16 protein-coding genes are annotated in these 15,182 nt (G+C 63.8%); 10 read left to right on the top strand and 6 right to left on the bottom strand.

Features of this window, described 5'->3' with window-relative positions; all coding sequences use genetic code 11:
• The first annotated feature begins 24 nt into the window (after positions 1–24).
• The 6 genes from puuE (at position 25) to flhD (ending at position 3,960) form a co-directional block, all read left to right on the top strand.
• Positions 25–975 carry an allantoinase PuuE gene (puuE, locus tag C0Z18_RS00390; protein ID WP_102643390.1) on the top strand — a complete coding sequence of 317 codons (951 nt, stop codon included), beginning with the start codon at positions 25–27 and terminating at the stop codon, positions 973–975.
• Positions 972–1,493, top strand: a complete 522-nt coding sequence (gene uraD, locus C0Z18_RS00385; RefSeq protein ID WP_102643389.1) for a 2-oxo-4-hydroxy-4-carboxy-5-ureidoimidazoline decarboxylase — start codon at positions 972–974, stop codon at positions 1,491–1,493. The genes puuE and uraD overlap by 4 nt, the downstream gene beginning before the upstream one ends.
• 111 nt (positions 1,494–1,604) lie before the next feature.
• The gene (alc, locus tag C0Z18_RS00380; protein WP_102643388.1) at positions 1,605–2,618 is read left to right on the top strand and encodes an allantoicase; all 1,014 of its coding nucleotides are present in this window, start codon (positions 1,605–1,607) and stop codon (positions 2,616–2,618) included.
• 11 nt (positions 2,619–2,629) lie between these two features.
• Complete coding sequence (locus C0Z18_RS00375) at positions 2,630–3,142, top strand: ureidoglycolate lyase (RefSeq protein WP_102643664.1); 513 nt, start codon at positions 2,630–2,632, stop codon at positions 3,140–3,142.
• Between the two features lie 255 nt (positions 3,143–3,397).
• A complete protein-coding gene (locus C0Z18_RS33120; protein WP_162878237.1) occupies positions 3,398–3,538 on the top strand; it encodes a hypothetical protein in 141 nt (46 codons plus the stop codon).
• A 131-nt stretch (positions 3,539–3,669) separates the two neighbouring features.
• Positions 3,670–3,960 carry a flagellar transcriptional regulator FlhD gene (flhD, locus tag C0Z18_RS00365; protein ID WP_102643386.1) on the top strand — a complete coding sequence of 97 codons (291 nt, stop codon included), beginning with the start codon at positions 3,670–3,672 and terminating at the stop codon, positions 3,958–3,960.
• 79 nt (positions 3,961–4,039) lie between these two features.
• On the opposite strand, the gene C0Z18_RS00360 is transcribed toward flhD, so the two are convergent.
• Genes C0Z18_RS00360 through C0Z18_RS00350 form a run of 3 tightly spaced genes read right to left on the bottom strand, consistent with a single transcriptional unit; the run spans position 4,040 to position 6,074 of the window.
• Positions 4,040–4,654 (bottom strand): hypothetical protein, encoded by a 615-nt coding sequence (locus C0Z18_RS00360; protein WP_102643385.1) that lies wholly within the window; start codon positions 4,652–4,654, stop codon positions 4,040–4,042.
• A 50-nt stretch (positions 4,655–4,704) separates the two neighbouring features.
• Positions 4,705–5,478 carry a molybdopterin-dependent oxidoreductase gene (locus C0Z18_RS00355; protein WP_102643384.1) on the bottom strand — a complete coding sequence of 258 codons (774 nt, stop codon included), beginning with the start codon at positions 5,476–5,478 and terminating at the stop codon, positions 4,705–4,707.
• A 2-nt stretch (positions 5,479–5,480) separates the two neighbouring features.
• Complete coding sequence (locus C0Z18_RS00350) at positions 5,481–6,074, bottom strand: cytochrome b/b6 domain-containing protein (protein ID WP_102643383.1); 594 nt, start codon at positions 6,072–6,074, stop codon at positions 5,481–5,483.
• Positions 6,075–6,249: 175 nt separating this feature from the next.
• On the opposite strand from C0Z18_RS00350, the gene C0Z18_RS00345 reads away from it, so the two are divergent.
• Complete coding sequence (locus C0Z18_RS00345; RefSeq protein WP_102643382.1) at positions 6,250–7,731, top strand: HD domain-containing phosphohydrolase; 1,482 nt, start codon at positions 6,250–6,252, stop codon at positions 7,729–7,731.
• 21 nt (positions 7,732–7,752) lie between these two features.
• On the opposite strand, the gene C0Z18_RS00340 is transcribed toward C0Z18_RS00345, so the two are convergent.
• The gene (locus C0Z18_RS00340; RefSeq protein WP_102643381.1) at positions 7,753–8,946 is read right to left on the bottom strand and encodes a urate hydroxylase PuuD; all 1,194 of its coding nucleotides are present in this window, start codon (positions 8,944–8,946) and stop codon (positions 7,753–7,755) included.
• Between the two features lie 42 nt (positions 8,947–8,988).
• Positions 8,989–9,342 (bottom strand): hydroxyisourate hydrolase, encoded by a 354-nt coding sequence (gene uraH / locus C0Z18_RS00335; RefSeq protein WP_102643380.1) that lies wholly within the window; start codon positions 9,340–9,342, stop codon positions 8,989–8,991.
• Positions 9,343–9,699: 357 nt separating this feature from the next.
• On the opposite strand from uraH, the gene C0Z18_RS00330 reads away from it, so the two are divergent.
• Complete coding sequence (locus C0Z18_RS00330) at positions 9,700–11,106, top strand: 8-oxoguanine deaminase (protein ID WP_102643379.1); 1,407 nt, start codon at positions 9,700–9,702, stop codon at positions 11,104–11,106.
• Between the two features lie 21 nt (positions 11,107–11,127).
• Here the strand turns inward: C0Z18_RS00330 and C0Z18_RS00325 are convergent, their stop codons facing one another.
• Positions 11,128–12,060, bottom strand: coding sequence for a LysR substrate-binding domain-containing protein (locus C0Z18_RS00325; protein ID WP_102643378.1), 933 nt, complete (start codon positions 12,058–12,060; stop codon positions 11,128–11,130).
• Positions 12,061–12,349: 289 nt separating this feature from the next.
• Here C0Z18_RS00325 and C0Z18_RS00320 point away from each other — a divergent pair, with 289 nt between their 5' ends.
• Positions 12,350–13,945 (top strand): ABC transporter ATP-binding protein, encoded by a 1,596-nt coding sequence (locus C0Z18_RS00320; RefSeq protein WP_102643377.1) that lies wholly within the window; start codon positions 12,350–12,352, stop codon positions 13,943–13,945.
• Between the two features lie 109 nt (positions 13,946–14,054).
• Positions 14,055–15,158: an ABC transporter permease gene (locus C0Z18_RS00315; RefSeq protein WP_102643376.1), complete on the top strand. Its 1,104-nt coding sequence runs from the start codon at positions 14,055–14,057 to the stop codon at positions 15,156–15,158.
• The last annotated feature ends 24 nt before the right edge of the window (positions 15,159–15,182 follow it).

The raw sequence follows: 15,182 nt of genomic DNA, 5'->3' as shown, positions 1-15,182 counted from the left end.
CAACGTTTGCCTCGAATCTTTGCCATGACATCCGACTCCCGCTATCCGCGCGATCTGATCGGCTACGGCCGGCAACCGGTCCAGGCCGATTGGCCGGGCCGCGCACGCGTCGCCGTCCAGTTCGTTCTCAACTATGAAGAAGGCGGCGAAAACTGCGTGCTGCACGGCGATCCGGGCTCGGAACAGTTTTTGTCCGAGATCGTGGGCGCAGCCGCTTATCCGGCCCGGCACATGAGCATGGAGTCGATCTACGAATACGGCTCGCGCGCGGGTGTCTGGCGCATTTTGCGCGAGTTCGAGAAGCGCGGCTTGCCGCTGACGGTATTCGGCGTCGGCATGGCGATCGAACGGCATCCCGAGCTCGCCCGCGCATTCGTCGAGTTGGGGCACGAGATCGCCTGTCATGGGTGGCGCTGGATCCATTACCAGGATATGTCGCCCGAGCGCGAGGCCGAACATATGCGGCTTGGCATGGAGGCGATCGAGCGCGTGACGGGCGTGCGGCCCCTCGGGTGGTACACGGGGCGCGATAGCCCGAATACACATCGGCTCGTGGCCGAATACGGCGGCTTCCTGTACGACTCCGATTACTACGGCGACGATCTGCCGTTTTGGATGGACGTGCCGGTTTCGGGCGGTGAAACGCGGGCGCAACTGATCGTGCCGTACACGCTCGATACGAACGATATGCGATTCGCGACGCCGCAAGGTTTCAACACGGCCGACCACTTCTTCACTTATCTGCGCGACGCCTTCGACGTGCTTTACGAAGAAGGGGCCGAGGCGCCGAAGATGCTTTCGATCGGTATGCATTGCCGGTTGCTTGGGCGGCCCGGCCGTTTCCGTGCGTTGCAGCGGTTTCTCGATCACATCGAACGGCACGATCGCGTCTGGGTGACGCGGCGCGTCGACATCGCGCGCCATTGGCGCGCCCACCATCCCTATCCGTCACAGACGAACAGCTCACGCGCATGAAGCCGATGCAATACTCGCTTGAACAACTCAATTCGATGCCGCGCGATGCGTTCGGGGCGGCGCTGTCGGGCATCTTCGAGCATTCACCTTGGGTGGCCGAGCAAGCGGCCGACGCGCGGCCGTTCGCGAGCGTCGATGCGCTTTACGCAAAGATGCGCGAGATCGTCGCGCAATCGGGCGATGCCCGTCAGCTCGCGCTCATCAACGCCCACCCGGAACTCGCGGGCAAGGCGGCGGTGCGCGGCGAGTTGACGGCCGAATCCACGCGCGAGCAAAGCGGCGCGGGCCTTGCCGCATGCACGCAAGACGAATTCGACAAGCTGCACCGCTTGAACGCGACCTATCGCGAGAAATTCGGCTTCCCGTTCATTCTCGCCGTCCGCGGCTACGATCGCGCGGGCATCATCGCCAATTTCGAGGCGCGCGTGAACAACACGCGCGACGAAGAGCTCCGCGCGAGCTTGGAGCAGATTTACCGCATCGCAAGGTTTCGCATCGACGATCTCGTGACGGCTTGATGGCCCGAGCGCATCGATGCGGGGCGATTCATGCCCGCTTGACGCCGGCTTGACGCGGCGATACGACGTTTGATTCGCAATACGAACTGACAGACACGAAGGACGACAACGATGGCTCTCCCGATTCTCGACCCCAACGCGCCCGATTTCACACGCCGCTACGTCAACCTGGCCGATCCGCGCTTGGGGGCACAGGCGCTCGAGGCGAGCGACGAATTTTTCGCGCCGAAGGAGCGCATGCTCAGTCCCGAGCCCGCCGTGTTCATTCCCGGTAAATACGATGACAACGGCAAATGGATGGACGGCTGGGAAACGCGCCGCAAGCGCACGACCGGCTACGACTGGTGCATCGTGAAGCTCGCGCGCGCGGGCGTGATCAAAGGGCTCGATATCGACACGAGCCATTTCACCGGCAACTTCCCGCCCGCGGCTTCGGTCGAGGCGGCGCGCGTACCGGCCGGCGAGCAGCCCAGCGGCGCGACGCAATGGGAGGAGATCGTCCCGTCCACGACGCTGCAAGGCAATACGCATCATTACGTCGAGGTGGCCGCAGGAGGCGCTTTCACGCACATTCGTTTGAACTTGTATCCGGACGGCGGCGTCGCGCGCTTGCGCGTCTATGGGCAGCCGCAGGTCGACTGGGCGAGCGCGAGCCGCAGCGCGCCCGTCGATTTGGCGGCAATGGAAAACGGGGCCTATATCGTTGCCGCCAACAATCAGCATTTTGGGGCCGCGTCGAATTTGCTGATGCCGGGCCGCGGCGTGAACATGGGCGACGGCTGGGAAACGCGCCGCCGGCGCGAGCCGGGCAACGACTGGACCATCATCGCGCTCGCGCAGCCCGGCACCATCACGAAGATCGAAGTCGATACGGCGTTCTTCAAGGGCAACTATCCCGACCGTTGCTCGATTCAAGCGGCCTACGTCAAAGGCGGCACCGATAGCTCCCTGATTACGCAGGCCATGTTCTGGGCGACGCTGCTTGGCGAGCAGAAGCTCCAAATGGACAAGCAGCACTTTTTCGAGGCCGAGTTGGCCGCGATCGGCCCGGTCACGCACCTGCGCTTGAACATCATTCCGGACGGCGGCGTGTCGCGCTTGCGCGCTTGGGGCGTGCTTGCATGAGCGGCGCGCTCATGAAAGCGCTGACGATCGAGCCGCTGACGCGCGAGGCGTTCGCGCCGTTCGGCGACGTCATCGAGCTCGATGGCGCGCGGCAAATTCCGATCAACCTCGGCACGACGATCCGCTTCCACGATCTGGCCCGCATCGATGTGGAGGAGGCCGGGGGGCGGCCACTCGTCAATCTATTTCGCGGCCAGCCGCGCCTGCTGCCGTTCGAAGTGACGATGCTCGAGCGCCACCCGTTGGGTTCCCAGGCTTTCGTGCCGCTAACGGATAAGCCGTACCTCGTCGTCGTCGCGCCGGCCGGGCGACTGGAGCCCAATGCTGTTCGGGCGTTCGTGACGCATGGTTGGCAAGGCGTCAATTACGCAAAAGGGGTCTGGCACCATCCGTTGATCGCGCTCGATGCAGTCAGCGATTTCATCGTCGTCGACCGCGGCGGCGAGGGCCACAACTGCGATGAGCAAACGCTGCCCGAGTCGCTGTGGCTGACGCAAGAAGCCCTGGACAACGTGCCCCGTTAACCCGTTGTCGTTTGAGCCGATTGAAACGCCCGTGTGAATCCACACGGGCGTTTTTGCATGTAATTTTGGCCGTAGCCCTGGCACACGCACGATGTAGGAAAAGACTGACAAGTGCGCTGCCAGATATTACGCGAGGTTCAGCGGCGGCTGATTTGTTTCCGAAGGGCTCTGGCCGATACTTTCGTCACAGGAGAACGATTCGTACCACGAATGACGGCGCGAACGTTTCAAACCTTGAGCCACGGAGAGATCGCCATGAGCCGCTTCGCCAAAGACCTCATCGAACTTCAACGCCTTTGCCTCGGCGGTTCCGGTGCGTTGACGCAGCATCTGCTGCGCGAGATCGCTTGCAGCTTGATCGCGGCGGGCGTGGCCGACGAGCGCGGCGGCTGCTGATCGCACGCTCGAGCAAACGTTTCACACGCTAACGCGTTTTGGGCAACGGCAAGCTACAGCGATCTACCCGGGATCACCGCTTACCGGCCGATTTTTAAATTCGAATCACGAAACCCCTGACAGAGAAAGTCATGAACGGCTCCGAAAACCTCGAATCGATCCGCGAAATCAACCTCTCCTACCTTTCGCTGGCGCAGCGCCTCTTGCGGGCCGACCGCGCCGCGGGTATGGAGCGGCTCGGCCTATCGACGCAAGTGGCGGACGTCATTGCCGATCTCTCGGGGCCGCAACTGCTGAAGCTGGCCGCTTGCGATCAGCTCGTTTGCTTCTTCCGTTTCAACGACCGCTCGATGCTCTCCACGCTGGCGGCGCCCGCCGTGCGCGCGCCGCACGTCCAGGAACTGCTCGCGCAAGCTGCGTAACCGCCGTCGATACCCTTACTTTCTGTCCCCCCGGGTTGCGATCGATCGCAACTCGGGGTTTTTCTTTTTCGCGCCGTCTTTACATCGGCGGAGCAACGCCGTCCTTCTCGACGACGACGAACTTACCTTGATAGGTTCCGCCCGTTGCCGGCGTGGCTACCACGAACACTTTTTTCCCCGTCGTGAGCTCGGCGCGCGTGGCCGGAATCAGTGTCACTACGGGCGCGTCAGCCGGTACGGTGACCGTGTTGGTGCCGCCCTTGTATGACAGTTTGAGATCGCGGCCGCTGGTCGCTTGCACGACGGTGTCCACGTTTGCATTCGTCATCGTGCTATTGGCGCCGAGATCCCACGCATAGTGGCCTTCGCCCGTGCCGCGCGCGGCTTCCGGAAATAGCAGCACTTCTTTGGCCGTGAGCTTGCCGTCGGGGCCCGGAATGGCGGCCGCGCCGACGTAAGAACCGGGCTTGATATCCGACAGCGAGATTGCCTTGACGGCATTGACGGCCGACGACGCTTGCATGTCGATCGTCACGGTCTCGCCGCTGCGCCGATGCACCTTCAACGTGCTGCCGCCGAACGACACGATTTCGCCCCGGATACGCTCGGGCTTGACGGCGGAGGATTGGGCGAACGCCGTGGTGGCGAGCGCGAGTGCGGCGAACGAAACGGCAAGTCTGAAACCGGTGGGCATGACAGCTCCAATAAATGGGTGTTGGTGGGCAACTGCGTGTGGCGTCTGACTCAGGAACCGCCGAACCAGTTGTAACCCTGGTTCTCCCAGTAGCCGCCGGGGAATTCGTTGGTCACCGTAATCGCTACGATGTGCTTGGGGTTTTTGTAGCCGAGCTTCGTGGGTATGCGAAGCTTCATTGGAAAGCCGTACTTGGCGGGCAGGACGTCGCCGTCATACGTCAACGCGAGCAGGGTCTGCGGATGCAGCGCGGTTGGCATATCGATGCTCGTCCAATAGCTGTCGGCGCAATGCAGCGCGACGTACTTGGCTTGAGTATCGGCGCCCGCGAGCATGAGAAAGTCGGCAAACCGCACGCCGCCCCACTTGCCGATGGCGCTCCAGCCTTCGATGCAGATATGCCGGGTAATTTGGCTCAGTTGCGGCAGCGCGTGCAATTCGTCGAGCGTCCAGATCCGTTTGCGCTTGACTAGGCCGCTGAGCTCCAGCCGGTAGGTTTGCGCGTCGATCTCGGGTACCTGGTCGATGTCGTAGTAGGCGTTGAATGGAAACGGCCTCGTCAGCATCGATTCAGGATAGGTCGGCGCCAGTTTGCTCGGATCGAACAGCAGCGCTTGCGCGCGGTCGTTCAATGTGGACACGCGGCGCAGCATCGTGTTGACCGACTTGTCGTCCGTCAGGTCGCAGCCCGAGAGCAGCGCAAGTCCGCCCAAAGTCAGCAGCCGCTTGCCGAATAGGCGCCGGGCGGACGAGTGCAATTCCTTGCGCGTGTCCTTGATGATCGACGCGGCATCGAGCGGGCGAATGAGTTTGCGTCGATTCATGACTATCGGCCCCGGATCATCGTGAGCAAGGAACGCGGCACGAGCGCGACCATGACGACATGTATCGCCAAGAAGGCCACGAGTGCGCTCATCGCAACGAAGTGGACGACGCGCGCGTTGTCGAAACCGCCCATCAGCAGGCGTAGCAGCGGTAATTGAACCGGCTTCCAAATCGCCAATCCGGATAACACGAGCACTGCGATGTCGGCGAGAACGAACAGATAGGCGAGCTTCTGCACCGCGTTGTATCGACTCAGATCGTCGTGACTGAGTGTGCCGCGCATCGCGGCTGCCAAGTCATTGACGATGGCGCGGAACCGAAGGGGGAAGAATTTCGTGCGCAAACGTCCGGTCATGATGCCGATCGCCAGATACCCCGAAAAATTTGCGGCCAATATCCACATCGCCGCGAAATGCCAAAGCAGCGCGCCGCCTAGCCAGCCGCCCAACGTGATCGCGGCGGGAAAGCGAATCGCTTTGAAGATGGGCGAAGCGTCGTACACTTGCCAGCCGCTCAAGCACATGACGACGGCCGCGGCCGCATTGACCCAATGGAAGATGCGAACCCATGCGGGATGTATCGTGGTGTGCGTCAAGGCAATCTCGTTTCGTCTGGCCGGAACACAAGGATGGCGCCTCGCCGGGCATGGCGGTATCGGTCGAATGACCGACCCCGGGGAGGCGCTAGGTACCGCGCTTACGCCGGCCGCGTATTCGGCGCCCGGCGTATGATTCCGTGTCGTTTCATACGTTCTTGAGCGCCAGATGCCTATGTTGGATGTTCAATCCGGTGGGATTTTGTTGCCGGTGTTCGATTCGGTCCGAGCGCTTGCTTTCGTCGGCGATTTGAGCATGGGGCAGCCGACGGATCATTCGCTGCGCACGGGATGGATTGCCGCACGCATTGCCGAGGCGGCGGGACTCGACGCGAGCATCGGCGATACGGTCCGCGAAGTGGCGCTGCTGCGCTGGTCTGGGTGCACGGCGAACGCAGCCGGTTTCGCGGACGTGTTCGGCGATGACGTCGCGGTTCGGCTGGCGATGCTCGAAGCGCGCCCCGGCTGGGCCGAAGCACGAGAAGCCCCCGGTGATGCCGCTGCCCTGATGCGGCCGCTCGCGCAAACTCACTGTGAGGTGTCGGGCGAGATCGCGCGGATCTTGGGCCTTTCCACTTCGACCGAAACCGCGTTACGCAATATTTTCGAAACATGGGACGGGGCGGGCCTGCCCGCAAGCATCGCTCGCGAGGAGGTGCCGGTGCCTGTGTTCGTCGTTGCGCTAGCGGGCGACCTCGAGATTTTCAATCGCGTGTACGGCCTCGAGCGTGCGCTGGAGTTGATCGAGCAGCGCTCGGGCAAGCGATATCCCGCTTTCCTTGCCGACGTTGCCGCGCGTAATGCGCGCGACTGGTCCTGTGCAATGGACGAGGCGTCGTTGGCCGATTTCGACGCCGCGCTGATCACATCCGGCATGCGGCGGGACGCGCGCGCCGAATTGATCGCCGATGTGATCGATCTGAAATTGCCGTGGATGACCGGTTTTTCGCGCGCGGTCGCGATGACGGCGCTTGCGTGTTGCGCGCGGCTTGGTCTCGACGAAGCGGCGCAGGCATGCATCTATCGCGCCGGGCTCATCCACGGGGTGGGCAGGGCCGCCGTGCCCAACGCGGTATGGAATCGGCCGTGCGCGTTGCCGGCCGGTGCTTGGGAAAGGGTGCGGCTCGTGCCGTATTGGACGGCTCGCGCCGGCAAACAGACCGGCACGCTCCGAGAAGCGGCCGAACTGGCTTCTTATGCATACGAGCGGCAAGACGGCTCGGGATACTTCCGCGGCGCCGATGCTAGAGCGCTGTCGCTGGAGGCGCAAATTCTGGCCGCTTCGGTCGCGTGGGTTGCGTTGCGCTCGACGCGTCCTTGGCGCGCCGCGTTGCCGTCCGACGCCGCCTTGCAGACGCTACGTCATGAAGTGGCGAGCGGCAGGCTAAGCGGCGACGTGGTCGATGCGCTCATCGCGGAAGCGGGGCGCTCGGTCGGGCGGCCTCAAAAAAGCGCGACCCAAAACTCGCTGTTATCCGTGCGCGAAACTGAAGTGCTGCGCGCGATCTCGCGCGGCGCGAGCAATAAGGAAGCCGCGCGCGAATTGGCGATCAGCCCGAGCACGGTGCGTACTCATGTCGAGAGCGTATTTCGCAAACTCGAATGCTCCACGCGGGCCGCGGCCACGCTCAAAGCATCGGCGATGGGCCTGCTTTGAATCGGCGGCCGCCCAGCACCGTTATTGCTGCTTGCCCGAGTTGAACCAGGCCGCGATTTTTTCGCGCTCGTCGGGCGTCATCTTCGTGACGTTGCCAAGCGGCATCGCTTTGAGCACGACCGCCTGCTCGTACAGCCGCTGCGCGTTCGTCGAGATTTCCTGCGGCGTGTCGAACAACACGCCGGCGGGGGCGCTGCCCATCAGCGTGGGATGCGCCGAATGGCAGGCGACGCACCGTTGCTGCAAGATCGGCTGAATATCGGCGAGCTTCATGACGGGCGCATTCGCCGCTTGCGCTTGCGGCACGACCGGCTTCGGTAGCGTAACCGCCAGAGCCAGCGAGAGGAGCGCGATGCCGCCCACCGGCAGATACCAGAGCACCTGGCCTCGATGGCGCATGACGAAGAACTGACGGATCAGCGCGCCGGCCAGCATGATGACGGCCAGCACTGCCCAGTTGTACGGGTGCGTGTACGTCATCGCGTAGTGGTTCGAGAGCATCGCGAATACCACCGGCAGCGTGAAGTAGGTGTTGTGCACCGAGCGCTGCTTGCCGCGTTTGCCATAGATCGGGTTCGGCGCTTCGCCCTTGAGCATCGCGTTCACCATCTTGCGCTGGCCCGGGATGATCACGAAGAACACGTTGGCCGACATGATGGTGGCGAGCATCGCGCCGACGATCAGATAGGCGGCACGTCCCGCGAATATATGGCAGGCGAGCCAGGCCGCGACGAGCACGTACAGACCCACGATGACGCCGAGCAATCGATCGTTGTGGCCCAGTACTCGACATAGCGTGTCGTACACGATCCATCCCGCGGCGAGGAAGCCGAGCGCCGCGGCAACGGCCACGACGGGTCCCATGTCGAGCACGTTCGGATCGATGAGGTAGGTGCTCGGCGAGAACAGATAGAGCACGGTGAACAAGCCGAAGCCGGACATCCACGTGGTGTACGACGGCCATTTCGACCAGTGCAGGTCCTCGGGCATCTGCGCCGGCGCGACCATGTACTTTTGCATGTTGTAGAATCCGCCGCCGTGAACGTGCCACAGCTCGCCGAACACGCCGCGCTCGACAAGGGCCGGATCTTTCGGCTTCTTCAAGCTATTGTCGAGTGCGACGAAGTAGAACGATTCGCCGATCCACGCGATCGCGGCAACGACGTGGAGCCAGCGAATCGCGAGATTCAGCCAGTCGGTGATAAAGCCTTCCATGAAACGCCTCCAAACTCCTGATGATCGTTGGTATAAGTTGCGTCAACTGCCGCGATAGGTGCTGTAAGCCCACGGCGAGACCAGGAGCGGCACGTGATAATGCGCGGTGGCGTCGGCGATGCCGAAGCGCAGCACCACGCGATCGACGAAGCGCGGCTGCGGTACGCTCACGCCGGCCGCGGCGAAGTACTCGCCCGCATGAAAGACGAGTTCGTATTCGCCGGCGACCAATGCTTCGCCTTCGAGCAGGGGCTGGTCGCACCGGCCGTCGTCATTGGTGAGCGAGCGCTTGATGAGGCTGCGCGTATCGCCGTCGAGCTTGTACAACTCGATCGCGATACCGGCGCCGGGACGGCCGTGCGCCGTGTCCAAAACGTGGGTAGTGAGCTTTCCCATTCGCAGTTTTCCTTTTGATGAACGCGAAAAGTGGCGTGGGCAACCCGATCCAATACGCAAGCGGCGGATCGAGGCTCCACGTCGCGTGGCTACATACCCGTCGGCGATTTTGATGCGAGCGCCGTGTCGCCATTCTAAGAAGTTGGCGGGGCCCCGCGCGTGCGCGATAGGAAAGATAAGGGCGGCCGCATGAGGCGAGGGTGCCGCGGCGGCGGCATCGCCCGGTGCGGCCGACGAAAATGCGACCAATATATCGAAACGGTGAAGGCGAGTATCGCTCCATCGTACATTGCCAGCGGTATTTTGGCTCCTGATCGTTATGCCAATCCTTCACCACACATGAATGCGGAATAAAGAATGACGAACGACGAGTCCATGCACGCAAGCGGTGCGGCGCGACCCAAGACGATGCTCGTTAAGCACGCCGACGTGCTCGTGACCATGGATGGCGCGCGCCGCGAACTGCGCGACGCGGGGCTTTACATCGAGGGCAACCGGATCTTGGCCGTGGGCCCGACGAGTGAACTGCCGAGCACGGCCGATCAAGTGCTCGATCTGCGCGGGCACCTCGTCATGCCGGGGCTCGTCAATACGCACCATCACATGTATCAGAGCTTGACGCGCGCCGTCCCGGCGGCGCAAAACGCGGAGCTCTTCGGCTGGTTGACCAGTCTGTATCGGATCTGGGCCCATTTGACGCCGGAGATGATCGAGGTGTCGACGCTCACCGCGATGGCCGAGTTGCTGCTGTCGGGCTGCACGACCTCCAGCGATCATCTTTATCTCTATCCGAACGGCAGCCGGCTCGACGACAGCATTGCCGCCGCGGCACGCATCGGCATGCGTTTCCATGCGAGCCGGGGCAGCATGAGCGTCGGACAAAAGGACGGCGGCCTACCGCCCGATTCGCTCGTGGAGCGTGAAGACGCCATCCTCGCCGACACCCAGCGATTGATCGAAACCTATCACGACGAGGGGCGTTACGCGATGTTGCGCGTGGTCGTCGCGCCGTGTTCGCCGTTCTCGGTCAGCCGCGATCTGATGCGCGAATCGGCCACGCTCGCGCGGCACTACGGTGTCTCGATGCACACGCATCTCGCCGAGAACGTCAACGACGTGGCCTATAGCCGCGAGCGCTTCGGCATGACGCCCGCGCAATACGCCGAGGACCTCGGATGGGTGGGGGCCGACGTCTGGCATGCGCATTGTGTGCAACTCGATGCGCCCGGCATCGCGCTCTTCGCGCGCACGCGCACCGGCGTCGCGCACTGTCCGTGCTCGAACATGCGGCTCGCCTCGGGGATCGCCCCGATCCGGCGCATGCGCGATGCAGGGGTGCCCGTGGGGCTCGGCGTCGATGGCTCGGCATCGAACGACGGCGCGCATCTCGTCGGCGAGGCCCGGCAGGCGATGCTATTGCAACGCGTGGGGTTCGGTCCCGATGCGATGAGCGCGCGCGAAGCGCTGGAACTCGCGACGCTCGGCGGCGCAGCGGTGCTGGGGCGCGACGACATCGGCGCGCTTGCGCCGGGCATGGCGGCCGACTTCGTCGCGTTCGATCTGCGTCAGCCCAATTTCGCGGGTGCGCTGCACGATCCGGTGGCGGCGCTGGTGTTTTGCGCGCCGTCTCAGGTCGCGTTGAGCGTCATCAACGGGAAGGTGGTCGTGCAGGAAGGGCGTTTGGCCACGCTCGATTTGGTGCCGCTGCTCGAGCGTCACAACGCGCTCGCCGGCGCGCTGGCCGAGGCCGCGCGCGGCGCCTGACGGCGAGCGCGCGCCGCGCGCCTAGGCGCGATCCACGAGTGTGCGCGTCGCGTCGGCGACGAGGCTGCGCAGCCACCGCACTTCGTCGGAATAATGGCAGCGCTCGTGCCAGAGCTGGTAGTACTGCATCGGCGGGAAGTCGAGCGGGGCGGGCAGGACCGTCAGCGGCAGGTACTTGGCGTAGTGATCGGCGAACAAGCGGGTCGTCGTGAAGATGAGATCCGACTTGATGAGGACGTACGGCGCCAGATTGAAGTACGGCAACGTGACGACGACGTGGCGCTTGAGCCGTTCGCGCGCGAGGTGAACGTCGATCGCACCGCGCTGGCCCACCGAGTAAGGGGTCGGCGCGAGGTGCGGGGCGTTCAGATACTGATCGAGCGTGAGCGTGCCGCGCTTGGCGAACGGATGCGTATTGCTCATCAGGCAGACGATCTCGTCGACGAACAGGTTCGACAGATGCAGTTGCTCGGGGGGCTCCGGCCAGTTGCCGATCACGACGTCGAGTTTGCCGTCCTCGAGCGCGAGCTCGTAGTCGAAGGAAGGGCCGAGCGAATGAAATTCGAGCTGGGCGTTCGGCGCGGCTTGCCGAAAGCGTTCGACGACGGTCGGCACGAACAGGACGTTCAGGTAGTCGGGACAACCGATGCGGTAGCAGCGAATCGAGGTGGCCGGATCGAAGTTGTGCTGCTGAAAGCGAATCCGCTCGATTTCGCGCAACGCGTTCTGCACCGGCTCGAGCAGGCGCAGGCCGTATTCGGTGGGCACCATGCCGGACTTGCCGCGCACGAGCAGCGGATCGCCCGTGATGTCGCGCAGGCGGCGCAGCGCGGCACTGATCGCGGGTTGGGATTGATTGAGCTTGACGGCGGCGCGCGTGACGCTTCGTTCCATCAAGAGGGTGTGCAAGACGCGCAAAAGATACGTGTCGATCGCCTCGCGTTGCTGACTCATGAATTGCTCCGGTATACGTTGCGGCTGATGGACGAGGGGTGCGGGTATCAGACTTTTAATATGTGCATGCAGTCGCGTCAAGGGCGCACATACCCGTGTGGCGCATCGGCCGAATCGAGTATTCGTACGATATTGTCGGCTCGACGCTCGCGCGCGATTTGGGTATCGTCGGGCCAGGCCGCGCGGTGGGACGGCGCGAAGCGGCGCCGGTAACGGGGGGCGCGGTGCGCGTATCGACGCATCGGCGTGCCGCATCGGAGTAGATAAGTAGACAGGTTTGGCGGATCTCATGGGCGATCACTCATTTCACACCGACCGGGCGGGCGCCGGTTCACCTCTGGTGCCGCGGCTCGCGTTGACAGGTATCAGTAAGCAATATCCGTCCGTGAAGGCGAACGACGGCGTGGACCTCGTCGTCGCGCCGGGCGAGATCCACGCGGTGCTCGGGGAGAACGGAGCCGGCAAGAGCACGTTGATGAAGATCATCTACGGCTCGGTGCGGCCCGACGCGGGCGAAATCCGGTGGGAAGGCGATCTCGTGGAGATCGCGAGCCCCGCGCAGGCGCGCAAGCTCGGGATCGGCATGGTCTTCCAGCACTTCTCGCTGTTCGAGACGCTGACTGTCGGCGAGAACATCGCGCTCGCGCTCGACGAGCCGTTCGATCTCGCCGCGCTCGGCAAACGCATTCGCGAAGTCTCCGCCGAGTACGGCCTTGATATCGACCCGCAGCGGCACGTCCACAGCCTCACGGTGGGCGAGCGCCAGCGTGTCGAGATCGTGCGCTGCCTGCTCCAGCATCCGCGCTTGCTGATCATGGACGAACCCACGTCCGTCCTGACCCCGCAGGCGGTCCGTAAATTGTTCGAGACGCTCAAGCGGCTCGCGGCCCAGGGATGCAGCGTGCTGTATATCAGCCACAAGCTCGATGAAATTCGCGAGCTCTGCGATACGGCCACCGTCATGCGCGGGGGCCGAGTGACGGGGCACGTCAAGCCGCGCGAGCAGACTCATGCGTCGCTCGCGCAATTGATGGTCGGACACGCGCTGCCCGATTACACGCGGCGGGCGCACGCGCCGGGTGAGGTGCTGCTCGGCGTTGACCGCTTGTCGGTGCCGAGCGACGATCCCTTCGGTACTTCGCTGCGGAACGTCACGTTCGAGGTGCACGCGGGAGAGATTCTCGGCATCGCGGGGGTCTCGGGCAACGGCCAGGCCGAGTTGCTCGCGGCGTTGTCGGGCGAGAAACGTATCGCGGCGCAGGCCGATGCCGTGACGATCTGCGGCAAGGGCGCCGCGCGGCTCTCGGCCGGCGCAAGGCGCCGTCTCGGATTCGCCTTCGTGCCCGAGGAGCGGCTTGGACGCGGCGCGGTGCCCGCGATGTCGCTCGAGGAAAATGCGCTGCTCACGGCGCACCGTCAACCCGGCATGGTGCGCCACGGATGGATCGGCGCCCGAGCGATGCGTGCATTCGCGACCCACTGTATCAGCGCATTCGACGTGCGCTGTGGCGGGCCGGGCGCGCTGGCCCAATCGCTCTCGGGCGGCAATCTGCAAAAGTACATCGTCGGGCGCGAACTGCTGCAAGCGCCGAAGGTGCTCGTGGTGGCCCAGCCGACCTGGGGCGTCGACGTGGGCGCATCCGCGTTCATCCGGCAACACTTGCTCGACTTGTCGGCGAAGGGCGTCGCGGTGCTCGTGATTTCGGAAGAACTCGACGAGCTGTTCGATATCTGCGACCGGATCGCCGTGCTCGCAGGCGGCCGGCTGTCGCCCGCGCGCAAGACCGGCGAGACGAATGCGGAGGAGATCGGCTTGTGGATGGCGGGCATGTTCGGCGAACACGGCGCGGCGCCGCCTGCCGCCGAGCAGCCTGTGCATGCTTGACGCCGCTTCGGGCACGCTCAGGTCGCGCTTCGCCGCGCCCCGGAATGGCCCGAGCCGATCGATTTCCGTCCAGCGCTTCGGACGCGCATAACCCACGCTTGAATTGACCATGTATTTTCCCTATCGACTCGAAGCCCGGCCGGCTCCCTCGCGCACGATGCGGCTCGCCGTGCCTGTCGTCGCCGCGTTGCTGACGTTGGCTATCGGCTTTCTGATCTTCGGCCTCGTCGGGCGCGATCCGGTGCAAGCCATGCGCGCGTTCTTCATCGATCCGCTCGCTAACGTGAATGGGTGGTCGGAGCTTTTGCTCAAAGCCTCGCCGTTGTGTCTGATCGGGCTGGGCCTGGCCGTCGGCTATCGCGCGAACGTATGGAACATCGGCGCCGAAGGACAGATGCTCGCCGGGGGCATCGCCGCGAGCGGAGTCGCGATCCATTTCGATCAGGCGAGCGGTGCCTGGATCTTGTTCTTGATGATGGGCGCGGGCATCGTCGGCGGCATGCTATGGGCGTCGATCCCGGCCTGGTTGAAGACGCGCTTCAACACGAACGAAATCCTGACGAGCCTCATGCTGACCTATGTGGCCGCGCAGCTTTTGATCTATCTCGTCAGCGGTCCTTGGCGCGATCCGCAAGGCATGAACTTCCCGATCTCGGAGATGTTCTCGGGCGACGCCCTTTATCCGACCTTCGGCGGCGACTGGCGTTGGCACTGGCTGCAAGGAACGCGGCTCAATGCGTCCGTCTTCCTGACGCTCGCGGCGATTCCGGCCGTATGGCTCTTCATGCGTAAAAGCTTCGCGGGTTTTCGTATGAACGTGGGTGGCCTTGCGCCGCTCGCCGCGCGCTACGCGGGTTTTTCAGATTCCCGCACGGTATGGACCTCGCTGCTGATCAGCGGGGCGTTGGCCGGTCTAGCGGGAATGGGGGAGATCGCAGGTCCGATCGGACAATTGCAGGCGACGTGGTCGCCCGGCTACGGCTTTACGGCGATCATCGTCGTCTTCGTCGGCCGGTTGCATCCGATCGGCATCGTCCTCGCGAGCTTGCTGATGGCCTTGCTCTACCTGGGCGGCGAAGCGGTGCAGACGTCGATGCAACTGCCGCAGGCGCTCTCGGGCGTATTCCAAGGCCTGCTGCTGTTCTGCTTGCTGGGGGCCGATCTGTTCGTCAATTACCGCGTACGCCGGGTGTCCCGTGTCGCGCACGGCTGAACGCGCCGGAACGATCGAACGCAT

Source organism: Trinickia dabaoshanensis (genome assembly GCF_002879885.1).
GTDB classification, from domain to species: Bacteria; Pseudomonadota; Gammaproteobacteria; order Burkholderiales; family Burkholderiaceae; genus Trinickia; species Trinickia dabaoshanensis.
This window is presented reverse-complemented; position numbering and strand designations above follow the sequence as displayed.

Coding starts and splice junctions, on each gene's coding strand:
- puuE (WP_102643390.1), top strand. CDS start 25: ATGACATCCGACTCCCGCTATCCGCGCGATCTGATCGGCTACGGCCGG.
- uraD (WP_102643389.1), top strand. CDS start 972: ATGAAGCCGATGCAATACTCGCTTGAACAACTCAATTCGATGCCGCGC.
- alc (WP_102643388.1), top strand. CDS start 1,605: ATGGCTCTCCCGATTCTCGACCCCAACGCGCCCGATTTCACACGCCGC.
- C0Z18_RS00375 (WP_102643664.1), top strand. CDS start 2,630: ATGAAAGCGCTGACGATCGAGCCGCTGACGCGCGAGGCGTTCGCGCCG.
- C0Z18_RS33120 (WP_162878237.1), top strand. CDS start 3,398: ATGAGCCGCTTCGCCAAAGACCTCATCGAACTTCAACGCCTTTGCCTC.
- flhD (WP_102643386.1), top strand. CDS start 3,670: ATGAACGGCTCCGAAAACCTCGAATCGATCCGCGAAATCAACCTCTCC.
- C0Z18_RS00360 (WP_102643385.1), bottom strand. CDS start 4,654: ATGCCCACCGGTTTCAGACTTGCCGTTTCGTTCGCCGCACTCGCGCTC.
- C0Z18_RS00355 (WP_102643384.1), bottom strand. CDS start 5,478: ATGAATCGACGCAAACTCATTCGCCCGCTCGATGCCGCGTCGATCATC.
- C0Z18_RS00345 (WP_102643382.1), top strand. CDS start 6,250: ATGTTGGATGTTCAATCCGGTGGGATTTTGTTGCCGGTGTTCGATTCG.
- C0Z18_RS00340 (WP_102643381.1), bottom strand. CDS start 8,946: ATGGAAGGCTTTATCACCGACTGGCTGAATCTCGCGATTCGCTGGCTC.
- uraH (WP_102643380.1), bottom strand. CDS start 9,342: ATGGGAAAGCTCACTACCCACGTTTTGGACACGGCGCACGGCCGTCCC.
- C0Z18_RS00330 (WP_102643379.1), top strand. CDS start 9,700: ATGACGAACGACGAGTCCATGCACGCAAGCGGTGCGGCGCGACCCAAG.
- C0Z18_RS00325 (WP_102643378.1), bottom strand. CDS start 12,060: ATGAGTCAGCAACGCGAGGCGATCGACACGTATCTTTTGCGCGTCTTG.
- C0Z18_RS00320 (WP_102643377.1), top strand. CDS start 12,350: ATGGGCGATCACTCATTTCACACCGACCGGGCGGGCGCCGGTTCACCT.
- C0Z18_RS00315 (WP_102643376.1), top strand. CDS start 14,055: ATGTATTTTCCCTATCGACTCGAAGCCCGGCCGGCTCCCTCGCGCACG.